Source organism: Pseudomonas sp. ACN8 (assembly GCF_002303925.1).
In the GTDB taxonomy this organism is placed as follows: Bacteria; Pseudomonadota; Gammaproteobacteria; order Pseudomonadales; family Pseudomonadaceae; genus Aquipseudomonas.
Window position 1 is genome coordinate 86,725 of sequence record NZ_MRCS01000022.1, and the last position, 13,231, is coordinate 99,955.

A 13,231-nucleotide genomic window follows, 5' to 3' on the forward strand; every position below is an offset into this window, starting at 1 on the left:
TGTTAGATCATTTCCTCGCCGCCTTTGCCGCCGAGAACGATTTCTCCGGCTTCGGCCATACGGCGGGCGATGGTGAGGATTTCCTTCTGCGCGGTTTCCACATCGCTGACGCGCACCGGGCCCTTGGCTTCCAGGTCGTCGCGCAACAGTTCGGCCGCACGCTTGGACATGTTCTTGAAAATCTTCTCCTTGACGCCTTCGTCCGACCCCTTGAGGGCCAGTACCAGCACATCGGAGGAGACTTCGCGCAACAGCGCCTGGATCCCGCGGTCGTCGACATCGGCCAGGTTGTTGAACACGAACATGAGGTCTTCGATCTGACCCGACAGGTCTTCGTCGACTTCGCGGATCGAGTCCATGAGCTGGCCTTCGATCGAGCTGTCGAGGAAGTTCATGATGTCCGCCGCGCGCTTGATGCCACCCAGAGTGGTGCGCGAGGCATTGGAGTTGCCCGAGAACTGCTTCTCGAGAATCTGATTGAGCTCTTTCAAGGCCGCGGGCTGCACGGTGTTCAGCGAGGACACCCGCAGGATGATGTCGAGCCGCACCTTGTGGTCGAAGTTGCCGAGCACTTCACCGGCCTGGTCCGGATCGAGATACGCCACCACGATCGCCTGGATCTGCGGGTGCTCGTAACGGATCACGTCGGCGACGGCGCGCGGCTCCATCCACTTCAGGCTGTCGAGGCCACTGGTGTTGCCACCGAGCAGGATGCGGTCGATCAGGCCGTTGGCCTTGTCTTCGCCCAGGGCCTGGGTGAGCATCTTGCGCACATAGTCGTCGGAGCCGACGCCCAGGCTGGTCTGGTCGCCGACGATATCGACGAACTCGCTCATCACCTGCTCGACCTGCTCGCGGTGCACATTACCCATCTGGGCCATGGCCACGCCCACGCGCTGAACCTCTTTGGGGCCCATGTGGCGCAGCACCTGGGCAGCATCGGTGGAACCCAGGGACAGCAACAGGATTGCGGCTTTGTCGACCTTGGACAGTTTGGCGGCAACGGCTCGGTTATCACTCATCTGCGTTAATCCACTCTTTCACGACCTGGGCCACACGACCCGGATCTTCTGCCACCAGACTCTTGATTGCGTTCAACTGAGCGTCATAGCCTTCGCTCGGGCTCGGCAACAGGATGCTGGTCGGGCCACCGAGGCTGACACGGTCGTTGGCCAGTTCGCCGTCCAGACCGCCCATGCCACCCAACTCGACATCGCTACCCAAGCCAACAAGCTGCTTGCCCTTGCCACCGCCGGTGATGTTGTTGAGCACCGGACGCAGTACACCGAACACCAGCACCAGGATGAACAGCACGCCCAGCACTTGCTTGACGATGTCCCAGAACCAGGGCTGGGAGTAGAACGGAATTTCGGCAATCGCTTCACCGCGCTCGGCGGAGAACGGCATGTTGATCACGCTGACACTGTCGCCACGGCTGGCATCGAAGCCGACTGCGTCCTGCACCAGACGCGTGAAGCGCGCCAATTCATCGGCGGTCCACGGCGCACGGCTGGTTTCACCGTTGGCCGGGTTGATCTTGACCTGATCATCGACCACCACCGACACCGACAGGCGATTCAACCGGCCCTGTTGCTGCCTGGTGTGGCTGATGGAGCGGTCGAGTTCGAAGTTCTTGGTCGATTGTTGACGCTTGTCCGCCGGGTACGGTGCGAGCATCGGCTGACCGGTGGCCGGGTCCATGATTTGCTGGCCGTTGGCATCAACCAGTGGCTGACCCGGCTGCACCATGCCGGCTGCCCCCGGAGTGCCGCCGGTGGTTTGCGGCGCGGAGGCCGGTGCTGGCGGCTGGTTGCTCAGGGCACCCGGTACGCCTTGCGGGCCATTGCTGGCGGTACGCTGTTCGTTGACCGACTGTTCGCTGCGCAACGCCGGTTGATCCGGGTTGAATTGCTCGGAAGTCGATTCGACCGCACTGAAATCCACGTCGGCCGAGACTTCGGCCTTGTAACGGTCGTTGCCCAACACCGGCTGCAAGATGTTGTGCACGCGCTGGGTGAGCATGCTTTCCATCCGGCGGCTGTAGTCGAACTGCTTGCCGGCCATGGTCAGCTCGGAGTTTTCCGCCTGATCGGAGAGCAGGTTGCCCTTCTGGTCGACCACGGTGATCTGCGACTTGCTGAGTTCGGGAACGCTGGTCGCCACCAGGTTGATGATGGCCACGACCTGGCCGGGTTCCAGGGAACGACCGGAATAGAGCTCAACCAGAACCGAAGCGCTCGGCTTGCGCTCGTCGCGCACGAACACCGAGCTTTTCGGGATTGCCAGGTGCACGCGGGCACCCTTGACGTTGTTCAGGCTGGAAATGGTGCGTGCCAGTTCGCCTTCGAGGCCGCGACGATAACGGGTCGCCTCCATGAACTGGCTGGTGCCCAACCCCTGTTCCTTATCGAGGATTTCAAAGCCGATGTTGCCGTCGCTGGGAGTGACACCAGCGCCCGCGAGCTTGAGCCGGGCACGGGACAGGTCATCGGCCTTGACCAGCAAGGCACCTGAATTGGGTTCGACGGTGTACGGGATATCGGCGGAGGCCAGGGTATCCATGACCTGCTTGGCGTCCATGCCGGCAAGGCTGCCGTACAGAGGCCGGTAGTCCGGTTGCTGGGACCACAACACCACGGCAAAACCAATCGCCACGCTCGCTGCCAGGCCGACCAACAGGCCCACCTGACGCAACATGGTCATCTCGGAGAGGTTTTCCAGGAAGGACAACCCGAACAGCGGCGGTTTGCCGTCTATTGAAGTGGCCTTGGCCGGAACGTTATCGGCGACTGCATCTGCCATGACTCAATCTCGTCCTTTAAACCGGCATCTGCATGATGTCTTGGTAGGCCTGAACCACTTTGTTGCGCACCTGGGTCAACGCCTGGAACGACACGCTGGCCTTCTGCGAGGAAATCATCACGTCCGTGAGATCGACGCCGCTTTTGCCGATTTCGAACGCACTGGCCAACTGCGTGGAAGCCTGCTGGGTGTCGTTCACTTTATTGATGGCCTGACCGAACATGTCGGAAAAGCTGCTGCCCGTCATTTCAGGGACGGCAGTGGATTTCGGCGCAGACATGGCATCCATTTGCATGGCGCGCATATCCAGCATCAACCGATTGAATTCAATACCTTGGCTCATGGTCTCTCTCTTTGACGACCCGCATTTTTTTGACACTCACTCGACGGGTAGTGAGGTGTTAGCAACAAGGGTGCCAGCTCCATGGCTTGTTTCACAAAAGCCCTTCCTTACGCCCCCCTCCTGTAGGAGCGAGCCTGCTCGCGATGAACCCGAGAACACCGCGGGGTGTCAGGTTCCCAGCGTTATCGTTGGCGACCATCGCGAGCAGGCTCGCTCCTACAGGGGGGAAGGCATCAGGTGGCGAACAAAAAGGCTTCCACATCCATGCCGGCATCGCGCATCTGCGCCAGCTTGTAACGCAGGGTTCGCGGGCTGATGCCCAGGCGCTCGGCCGCCTCTTTGCGACGACCGCGCTCGGCGCGCAGGGTATCGATGATCATCTGAAATTCACGGCGACGCAGATCATCGCCCAGCGCACCGGCCGACTCGGACTCGACTTCCACGGGACGCGCCAACGTCGGCAGTGGTGCGCAAGCCACCGGCCCGGTCAGGCAGAAATCCTGCGGCTGGATCAAGCCACCCTGCTGCAGGATCAGCGCACGCTGAATCGCGTTGTCCAGTTCACGCACGTTGCCGGGCCACGGATAACCGATCAGGCACGCTTGGGCCTCGGGGGACAATCTGGCAGCCGCATGCTTCATTTTATTGACGTGCCTGGCCAGCAGGCGCTCGGCCAGCGGCAGGATGTCGGCGGTGCGCTCGCGCAACGGGCGCCAGGCCAGGGGAAACACCGACAGACGATAGTAAAGATCCTCGCGGAAGCGCCCCGCCGCCACTTCACCCGCGAGGTCGCGATTGGTGGTGGCGACCACACGAATGTCCAATGTGATCGGTTTGCGCGCCCCAACCCTTTCGACCTCGCGCTCTTGCAGCACGCGCAGCAATTTGGCCTGGAGCCCCAGGGGCATTTCGGAAATTTCGTCGAGCAGAATGGTGCCGCCGTCGGCCTGCTCGAACTTGCCGGCTTGCGCGGCAATGGCGCCGGTGAAGGAACCCTTCTCGTGCCCGAACAAGGTCGCTTCGAGCATGTTGTCCGGAATCGCCGCGCAGTTGATCGCAATGAACGGCTGATTGGCGCGATGAGAATGCTGGTGGATGTAGCGCGCCAGCACTTCCTTGCCCGTGCCCGACTCACCCGAGATCAACACCGTGGAATCGCTGCGCGCGACCCGCGCTGCCAATTCGAGCAGCTGCGCGCTCGCCGGCTCGAATGCTATCGGCCCTTCGCCCTCGGCCAGGCCGAGATTGCCCAGGGCATGACGCCCCACCAGATCGAGCAATGCCTTGGGCTCGAATGGCTTGACCAGATAGTCCGCCGCCCCCTGGCGCATCGCATCGACCGCACGCTCGACCGCACCGTGGGCGGTCATCAGCAACACCGGCAACTGCGGCTGCCGCGCTCGCAGCAGGCCCAGCAACTGGTGGCCGTCCATGCCCGGCATGTTGACGTCGCTGATTACCAGGTTGAAGGCCTCTTCGCCGACGGCAAGCAACGCCTCCTCTGCCGAACCCACCGCCTTGTAATCGTGCCCCGCGAGCAACAGCGTATCGGCCAATGCCTCGCGCAGCGCGCGGTCGTCCTCGACCAACAGAACCTTGATACCCATCTGTGTCACTCCGCTCCTTGAGCGCTGCTGAACAACGGCAGGATCACCTGCGCGCAGGTGCCGCGACCAAGCCGCGAACGCAACTGCAATTCTCCCTGATGAGCACGAGCCACTGCCTTGACCACGGTCAGGCCAAGACCTGTTCCGGTAGTCTTGGTGGTAAAAAATGGCTCACCCAATCGCGCCAGAACGGCGGCATCGATACCGCAGCCACTGTCGCTCACGCACAGGCGCAGGTTGCTGCCGCGGGTATAGAGGTGAATCTTGAGACGCAATTGACCGGCACTGGCCTGAATGGCGTTCTCGATCAGATTGAGGATCGCGCCGACCAGGGTGTCGCGATTGCACAGCAACGCACCCGAGTGACTATCGCACTGCCAGCGGATCGGCAGATCCTGTACATGGGTCAGCGCCGCCGCTTGCAACGATTGCATCAATTGACCGGGGGTTACGCGATCGGTCAGCGGCAACTCACCACGGGCGAAGACCAACATGTCGCGCACCTGATGTTCCAGTTCGTGCAGGCGCTCCTTGAGGCGCCCGGCAAAGCGCTGCTGGGTGGCGACCGGCAGCTCTTGCTCGGTCAAATGACTGGCATACAGCAACGCGGCGGACAACGGCGTGCGTATCTGATGAGCCAACGAAGCAACCATGCGCCCCAGTGACGACAGCCGCTCATGACGAGCCAGTTGATCCTGCAGGTGGCGGGTTTCGGTCAGGTCGTTGAGCAACACCAACTGGCCTGGCTCGGCGTCCAGCGAGCGCGTGGCGATCGACAGGCGCCGACCATCCTTGAGGGAGACTTCATGGCCATCGTCTTCGCGCGGCGCAAAACAGCGGGCAATGACGTGGCGCCACAATTCACCTTCCAGCGGCAGTCCCAGCAACTCGCACGCCGCCGGATTGGCTTCGCGCACGATGCCCTGGGCGTCAATGACGATGACACCGCCGGGTAACAGATCGAGGAGGTTTTGCAGGCGGTTGGCCAGGCGTTCTTTTTCCGCCAGTTCCTGCATGCGCTGGGCGCTGACCACCGCCAATTCACCCTTGAGCTCGGTGACCCGGGCTTCAAGCATGCTGTAGGAATCGGTCAACTGACTGGACATCTGATTGAACAGCGCGAATGCCTGCTCAAGGCCAAGCCGGCTCGCCTGCTCTACGGACGACGGTTGCCGCGAAGCATCAGGGACAGGAGACATCTGGGCGGCTTGGGGCATCGTGCTCTCTCGCTTGGCTGACCGTCAGTTAAACGGAACGTTGCGAGGGACTTAGCAATACCCGTGCCTAAAAAAAACTGCTTATAAATGAATGGATTGGAAAACAGGCGTCAATCATCCGCCTGTTCGTCTCCATCACGACGGCTCATGCCGTACTTGCGCATCTTTTCCACCAGCGTGGTACGACGGATGCGCAGGCGCTCGGCAGCGCGGGCCACAATGCCGTTGGCATCATCCAGCGCCTGCTGGATCAGCCCCTGCTCCAGACCACCGAGGTAGTCCTTCAGGTCCAGGCCTTCCGGCGGCAGCATGGCATTGGCGGTGAAGTCCTGGGTATGGCCGTTGATGGCCACGCGCTCTTCCAGATCGCTGCGCAGGCTGTCGACCATTTGCTCGTCTTCATCGTCGACGTAGCGGAATTTCTTCGGCAACTCGACCACGCCGATCACGCCGTATGGGTGCATGATCGCCATGCGCTCCACCAGGTTGGCCAGTTCGCGGACGTTGCCCGGCCAGGCATGGCGGCACAGCGACATGATCGCCGCCGAGTTGAAACGGATCGAACCGCGCTTCTCGTGCTCCATGCGCGAGATCAGTTCGTTCATCAGCAGCGGAATGTCTTCGACGCGCTCACGCAGCGGCGCCATCTCGATCGGGAACACATTCAGGCGGTAGTACAGGTCTTCGCGGAAGGTGCCGATCTCGATCATGCTTTCGAGATTCTTGTGGGTCGCCGCAATGATGCGCACGTCGACGCTCTGGGTCTTGTTGCTGCCCACGCGCTCGAAGGTGCGCTCCTGCAACACGCGCAGCAACTTGACCTGCATCGGCAGCGGCATGTCGCCGATTTCATCGAGGAACAGGGTGCCGCCGTTGGCCAGTTCGAATCGACCGGCGCGGCTGGTGATCGCCCCGGTGAAGGCGCCCTTCTCATGGCCGAACAATTCGCTTTCCAGCAACTCGGCCGGGATCGCACCGCAGTTGACCGGCACGAACGGCGCTTCGCGGCGCTTGGAATGGTAATGCAGGTTGCGCGCAACCACTTCCTTGCCGGTGCCGGACTCACCGAGGATCAGCACACTGGCATCGGTGTCGGCGACTTGCTGCATCATCTGGCGGACGTGTTGAATCGCCCGGCTGGTACCGACAAGGCTGCGGAAAAGATTGGGTTCGCGATGGCGACCGCGCTCGCGGGCCTGGTCGTACATCTCGCGATAGACCTGGGCACGGTGCAGCGAATCGAGCAATTTGCTGTAGCTGGGCGGCATTTCGAGGGTCGAAAGCACTCGCCGACGCTGGTCTTCGGGCAGGTCAATGGAAGAATTATCGCCCATTAACAAAACCGGAAGGAACTCATCCCATGTCGAGAGTGTCTTAAGCAAACCCAGAAGTGCACCAGGAGCGTTGACCGTCCCGATGAGGACGCAGATCACTTCACGACTTGACGACAAAGAGCCGACAGCCTGCTGCCAGTCATGGCTACCGCAGGGTAAATTTTCTTCGCCGAGAAAATTTAAAATCACCGCCAGGTCGCGGCGGCGGACGCTATCGTCATCGATCAGCAGAATTTTGGTTTCACGCCACATGCAATAGCAACTTCCCTAGTCAACTCAATGCCCAAAATGCTGGGGCAAGCTAAACGCTTGCAGGCCTGATATGCCTGAAGACGACTGAAATCTGGAACCAGCCACTAGTTAAGTCAAAAAACCGTGCACAGTCAAATTTATGGCGCACATGTCTGGATTAACCTGGGTTTAATTAACCAAACAGATGGTAAACCTTTGCCGCGTTTTGTGCTTGGTGGATCTGCGACATCTCATCGACTATCGCCTGCCTCGCTCCCGTTGCCGCCTCAAGTAGCTGCTTGTAGACCCCCAGCAACTCCTCAAGATTATCGCGCAACGCCGCCTCGTCCACCGAAGGTTCACTCAAGACGTCTTCCATGCAGGAACGGCAAGCCTGGTCCAACTCCCCGATAGCTTCCCAGTTACGCTCGGCCAGAGCGCCTACAAGACCTTCCCGGGTTTGTTCGATTCGCTGCAATACAAGACTCATGGTGATCTCCTTAAAACTGAGGACCTGGCGTGCCGATGGCATCCCAGCCGTCCTTGACCGTGTTCAGCAGGTCAGCGACTTCGTCGAGGATCTTTGAATCGGTATTGACGTTGGCTTGCGCCAGACGTTTCATCATGTAAGCGTAGAGACTGTCCAGCTCGCCCACCGACTCAGCCTTGTTATCCAGATCCAGACCTTCACGCAGACCACCGATAATGCCGATGGCCTTGCTGATGAACACACCCTTGTTCGGGATGTCTTTGCGTTCGATCGCACCTTTGGCCTGGGCAATTCGATCCAGGCCTCCCTCCATCAGCATTTGCACCAGACGATGAGGGCTGGCTTCGGAAGTCTGGGCCTGAGCGCCAATCTTCTGATATTGGCGAAGGGCTAACATTGGATTCATGTTGTACCTCATCTGAATTCTTTGGTTCGTATAACCAGCATATCGACGACGCGTCAAAAAACTTTAGATGCAAATGCAAAAAGCCCGGAACGCCGAAAACGTCGCCGGGCTTTTGGCGTTTACCGCGTTATCAGCTGTTCTTCTGCTGCGCCGAGATCGCTTCGAACATCGAAGTAATGTTGCTGGCAGTGGCCTTCAGCTTTCCGACCAGGGTGTCCATGTCGTTGTACTTTTTGGTCAACACGGCAGTTAGCGTTTCAACCCGACGATCCAGCGCGACCTGTTGGTTGGACAGATTGGTCTTGGCCTTGGCCAGGTTGGTCGAGCGCGCATCCAGGATGCCGTCCTTGCCGGTGACGGTATAAGGCGTGATGGCATCGTTCATACGATCCAGCAAGCCTTTGGAGGCGGCACCGGTTGCTGCCGGGTCGCCCAGGAACAGCTTCTGAACCTCACCACCGAGCTGCTGCGCACCCATGGCGGTTGTAAACTTGGCACTGTCAAAATCCAGCGCACCGGTCTTCTGGTTGGTGGTAATACCCAACTGCGACAGAACCGTGAGTTTGTCACCCGCACCCGTCGTGGCCAGAGGCTCACGAATCGACGCCAGAATACCGCGCGCCAGAGGGTCACCGGTCAACGCTGCCGCAACGGTCGGTTTGCCGTCGTCATCCAGAGTTGGCTTGGTCAAGGCATTCACGCTGGTCACGACCTGGTTGTAAGCATCCACGAACGTCTGAATGGATTTTTTCAAGCCATCGCTGTTCGGGCCCACTGTTACCGTTGTGGTTGCATTACCACCGGCGACCAGATTAAGGGTCAAGCCGGAGATCGCCTTATCGACCGTGTTGCTCTTGCTGGTCAGCGCGAGGCCATCCACGCTGAAGCTCGCATCCATCGCGAACTCACCGATGGCACCGGCCGAGGTCGCCGTCGGCGGCGTGTCCATTTTCTGGCCAGCGGTGATTTCCAGGCCTGCAATACCACTGAGGGTGATATCGGAACCGGCACCGGTCGTCGTCGAACCCATCACCAGACGCGAACCGTACTGGTCGGTCACGATGTTGGCGCTGAAGCCGTTGGCGCCCTGCTGGGTGTTGATCGCATCACGCACCGATTGCAACGTTGCGCCCGCCGGAATGGTCACGGGACGGCTGACGCCATTTTGCGTGATATTCAGCGTACCTTCAGGAATAGAGCTGGTGACGCCACCAACAAAAGCGGCAGTCGCCACTTTGGAGGAGGTCGCAAGGTTGGTGACCTTGATCGAATACGTACCGTTGACGGCCGTATTGCTGGCTACCGCTGTCAGCACTTTTGGATCGGCGGACGTCGCAGTGAAACCCAGGAATTGCGGATTTTTGGTATCGCCCAGATTCTTGATCGCCGCCTGAAAGTTCGCCAGGACACTTTTGAGGCTACCAATCGCGGAGATCTGCGAAGTGTTGGTAGCCGTCTGACGAGTGATCTGATTCTGTTTGGCGGCCTTATCGGCATCCACCAATGCTTTGACGATGGCGGTGGTATCGAGGCCAGAGCCTAAACCCAGACCCGGTAGAATTGGACTTGCCATGTTGAGCTCCCTTCAGTGTGTCGCCGGCCTTTTGACCACTACAACGCCCAAAAGAACATAGCAACAAAATTCGTGCCAGCTGTCAGACTTTTGCGCTGAACAACAGGCTGCTTGCATCATTCAAACTGTTTGCCAGTTTCAGGACTTCTTCGTTGGGGATCTGGCGGACCACCTCACCGGAGTCGCCGGCAATTACCTTGACCACTACTTTGCCTGAAGGCTCATCAATCGAAAACTCCAGGTTACGCTTGACCGATTGTACGAACTTTTCGATTTCCTCAACGGCCATCTTCAGTTTTTCCTGTTCGGTTTTTGCGCTTTTACTTTCTTCCTTGACGGCTACCACTTGCGCAGTTTCCGCTCGAGGCTTCTGCGCAGGCTTGTCGGCAACAGTCGTCGCCTGCTGTGCCGCAGGATAAGACAAGTTCAGCTTGACGCTCATATCCATGTCCATCACCTCTCAAAGTGAAAAAGCGAGAGAGCACGCAAGCGCACTCCCCCGCCAAAACTCATCGGCTATTACTGAAGCAGTTTCAGTACAGCGGATGGCAGTTGGTTGGCCTGGGCCAGAACTGCGGTGGAAGCTTGTTGCAGAGTCTGCTGCTTGGTCAGCTGTGCAGTTTCAGCAGCGAAGTCGGTATCTTGTACGCGGCTCAGTGCAGCGCTGGCGTTTTCGTTGATGTTCTGCAGGTTGGAGATGGTGGTCGAGAAACGGTTCTGAGCAGCACCCAGGTCAGCGCGAGTGGCGTTGATGTTTGCCAGGGCAGCATCGATTGCCGAGATCGAAGCATCAACGTTGGTGTGGTTGGTAGCGTTGTCCACACCAGAGATGACCAGACCGGTCATGCCCAGGGCGCTGGCGTCGAAGCTGGTCGACAGGGTCAGAGTGATCTGGTTGTCGGAAGTTGTGTTCGAACCTACCTGGAACTCCATCGCACCAGCAGTACCGTCGATCAGAGCCTTACCGTTCAGGTTGGTCGATTGAGCGATACGGGTCAATTCAGCAACGGACTGTTGGAATTCTTTGTCCAGAGCGGTACGGTCAGCAGTACCGTTCGAGTCGTTTCGCGATTGCAGCGAGATTTCACGCATACGTTGCAGAATGTTGCTCGACTCTTGCAGAGCGCCTTCAGCGGTCTGAGCGATCGAAACACCGTCGTTGGCGTTTTTGATAGCCATGGTCTGACCACGGATTTGCGAAGTCATGCGGGTAGCGATCTGCAGGCCAGCGGCGTCGTCTTTAGCGCTGTTGATTTTCAGGCCGGAGGACAGACGGGACATCGAGGTCGACAGTGCGTCGGACGCACGGTTCAGGTTCTTCTGAACACCCAGGGAAGTAGTGTTGGTGTTTACTGTTAAAGCCATGACGAATTCCTCGTTGGTTGGGTACTACGGCTTCCGGCCCTGGCAACCGCCCGGTATGGCCTAGAGAACCTTCGTAATAGTTATCGTCGCCAACGCAGGTTGCTTTAGCAGAATTTCGAAAATTTTTGCCATCAGGTGGCCACCCCCCCGTAAATCAAGGTCTTGGCGACCGCTCGACAGCGAATAAATGGCGTCAGGAATTCGCCACTCACTCAGAACAATGCCCTCCTGACAGCCGCGACAGAGCAAAATTGTTCAAATGGACAGATTGTCAGTCACCACCTGTACCAGCTCGTATTCCAGATAGTCGGCCAACGCCAACCAATTCTGGGTTTCCTGGCATTGCAGCATCTGAGCAAGCACCTGCAACCACTGCTGCTGACTTTGCTGCGATGCCTTGTCGAATGACGGCTGTATATCAGTCACAAGATCGATCATCACGCCCTCGGCCTCCACGTCCCGCCCCAGGCGAAACAGGACGGCGCACTCGCGCGCCCTGACAACAAACGAATCGCTCATGCTCATACCGCCCACTCCGGATCAAACGCCGTTCCGGCAATCATCGCTCCTGCCCGGCTGGTGTTATGGAAACGCACCTGCGGATGCCTGGCGATGTAGCGCTCCAGTTCGCACAGATAACTGCGAAAGTTGAGCTGGGTCTTGATTCGCTGTCCATGACCATCGAGCACCCAGTGTTTGGCTGCGACCAGTTGCGGCCCCAGATCACCGTCGCCCCAACCGGCATGGGTCTTGTCGCCAGGAAAAGCAAAGTCGGCGCCGAACAGAGTGATCTGCGCCGCACCCATTTTCACCGCCAGATCCACCGCCGGATGAATCACACTGCCACCGACATACAGTTCGCCGCGAGGCAGTTGCTGGCGAATCGCTTGATAGATCGGACTGGCCGAGTAAGCGGCGTAGCGCACGCCTTGCCAGTCCTCGAGCACCTGCGGATCAACCATGGGCATATAGATCAGCGCTATTGAAGCAGTATCCGTCGGCGGCAGATGCCGGGCCGAAATGCGCTGATCGATGGTGACCACAAAGTCTGGACGAATGCCGTGTTCCAGCAACGGGCGATACGCCGTATCGACACAAATGAACAACGGCCGCTCGGCTTGCTCGCGAATGGCTCGCAGGCGCTCGAAGTGCAGCTCCAGGCTCGGCCCCGTGGCAATCACGAAAACATCGCGTCCAGTCTGCGAGCCAAACAGCTCAGCTACATCGCCATCACCCTGCAGCAGCGTCTTGCTGGCTTGCAGACGCTCGACGCATTCCGGTGATTGCGGGTCGAACTCGCGATTGTTGAAGCTCAGGTGGGTTTCGCTGATCAGCCGATCACGGATCTTGGCGTTGTAGTTGTCGGCCAATACCAACTCCGAGGGCAACGCGAAAAACGGCAGGCAGATTTCCGCAAGATCGCCGGCGTAATGCAATTCGATGCGCGGATCGTTGAGCCACGGCTGTTGATCGAGCAACTGCAGAACCAACGCAAACACCGCACCGTTGAGCAGATGCACGTGCAATTGCTTGAGCTGCGGACGCTGCAACAGTTCCAGTTGCAGATCGCCCAGCCCGGTGCCATAGACGTGCAGCACCCGACTGTTCTGCGCCAGGCTCGCCGCCTGGATTTGCGCCTCGCGCGTCCGGTCATGGCGGCTGGTCAGTTGAATGCCGTTGATGCTCAACGTCGAACCCAGCCCTTCCACCAGATCTGCCTGCAGCGATGACGGATCTTCCGCCAACAGGCGGGCAGCCACCAGAGGCCAGCGACGCTGGATAACGTCGGCATTCGATTGAAAAAACTCGCTCATGGCGCCTCGTGAAAATTCGGGCAAAAAAATAGCGCTCAAGGTGTAACCT

General features: G+C 59.1%; 13 protein-coding genes. All 13 read right to left on the reverse strand.

Annotation, left to right across the window (positions count from 1 at the left end):
- Window positions 1-2: 2 nt before the first annotated feature.
- The 13 genes from fliG to BSF44_RS14625 all read right to left on the reverse strand — a co-directional run bounded on the left by fliG (window position 3) and on the right by BSF44_RS14625 (window position 13,182).
- A complete protein-coding gene (fliG, locus tag BSF44_RS14565; RefSeq protein ID WP_007983391.1) occupies window positions 3-1,022 on the reverse strand; it encodes a flagellar motor switch protein FliG in 1,020 nt (339 codons plus the stop codon).
- The gene (gene fliF, locus BSF44_RS14570; protein ID WP_095944079.1) at window positions 1,015-2,802 is read right to left on the reverse strand and encodes a flagellar basal-body MS-ring/collar protein FliF; all 1,788 of its coding nucleotides are present in this window, start codon (window positions 2,800-2,802) and stop codon (window positions 1,015-1,017) included. Before fliF ends, fliG begins: the two co-directional genes overlap by 8 nt.
- A gap of 16 nt (window positions 2,803-2,818) precedes the next feature.
- On the reverse strand, window positions 2,819-3,145 hold the full coding sequence (gene fliE / locus BSF44_RS14575) for a flagellar hook-basal body complex protein FliE (RefSeq protein WP_008052868.1): 327 nt from the start codon (window positions 3,143-3,145) through the stop codon (window positions 2,819-2,821).
- Between the two features lie 233 nt (window positions 3,146-3,378).
- Window positions 3,379-4,752, reverse strand: coding sequence for a sigma-54 dependent transcriptional regulator (locus BSF44_RS14580; protein ID WP_095944080.1), 1,374 nt, complete (start codon window positions 4,750-4,752; stop codon window positions 3,379-3,381).
- 5 nt (window positions 4,753-4,757) lie between these two features.
- Window positions 4,758-5,951, reverse strand: coding sequence for a PAS domain-containing sensor histidine kinase (locus BSF44_RS14585; protein WP_172435352.1), 1,194 nt, complete (start codon window positions 5,949-5,951; stop codon window positions 4,758-4,760).
- 128 nt (window positions 5,952-6,079) lie between these two features.
- Entirely contained in the window at window positions 6,080-7,555 is a 1,476-nt protein-coding gene (locus tag BSF44_RS14590) for a sigma-54 dependent transcriptional regulator (RefSeq protein ID WP_095944082.1), read from the reverse strand.
- Window positions 7,556-7,727: 172 nt separating this feature from the next.
- Complete coding sequence (gene fliT / locus BSF44_RS14595) at window positions 7,728-8,024, reverse strand: flagellar protein FliT (protein ID WP_095944083.1); 297 nt, start codon at window positions 8,022-8,024, stop codon at window positions 7,728-7,730.
- A 10-nt stretch (window positions 8,025-8,034) separates the two neighbouring features.
- Window positions 8,035-8,430: a flagellar export chaperone FliS gene (fliS, locus tag BSF44_RS14600; RefSeq protein ID WP_095944084.1), complete on the reverse strand. Its 396-nt coding sequence runs from the start codon at window positions 8,428-8,430 to the stop codon at window positions 8,035-8,037.
- A gap of 130 nt (window positions 8,431-8,560) precedes the next feature.
- The gene (gene fliD / locus BSF44_RS14605; RefSeq protein WP_095944085.1) at window positions 8,561-10,003 is read right to left on the reverse strand and encodes a flagellar filament capping protein FliD; all 1,443 of its coding nucleotides are present in this window, start codon (window positions 10,001-10,003) and stop codon (window positions 8,561-8,563) included.
- An 82-nt stretch (window positions 10,004-10,085) separates the two neighbouring features.
- On the reverse strand, window positions 10,086-10,451 hold the full coding sequence (locus BSF44_RS14610; RefSeq protein ID WP_095944091.1) for a flagellar protein FlaG: 366 nt from the start codon (window positions 10,449-10,451) through the stop codon (window positions 10,086-10,088).
- A gap of 71 nt (window positions 10,452-10,522) precedes the next feature.
- Window positions 10,523-11,368 (reverse strand): flagellin domain-containing protein, encoded by an 846-nt coding sequence (locus tag BSF44_RS14615; protein ID WP_008052859.1) that lies wholly within the window; start codon window positions 11,366-11,368, stop codon window positions 10,523-10,525.
- Window positions 11,369-11,623: 255 nt separating this feature from the next.
- Window positions 11,624-11,893 (reverse strand): hypothetical protein, encoded by a 270-nt coding sequence (locus tag BSF44_RS14620; protein ID WP_095944086.1) that lies wholly within the window; start codon window positions 11,891-11,893, stop codon window positions 11,624-11,626.
- On the reverse strand, window positions 11,890-13,182 hold the full coding sequence (locus BSF44_RS14625; protein ID WP_095944087.1) for a motility associated factor glycosyltransferase family protein: 1,293 nt from the start codon (window positions 13,180-13,182) through the stop codon (window positions 11,890-11,892). The genes BSF44_RS14620 and BSF44_RS14625 overlap by 4 nt, the downstream gene beginning before the upstream one ends.
- Window positions 13,183-13,231: the final 49 nt, after the last annotated feature.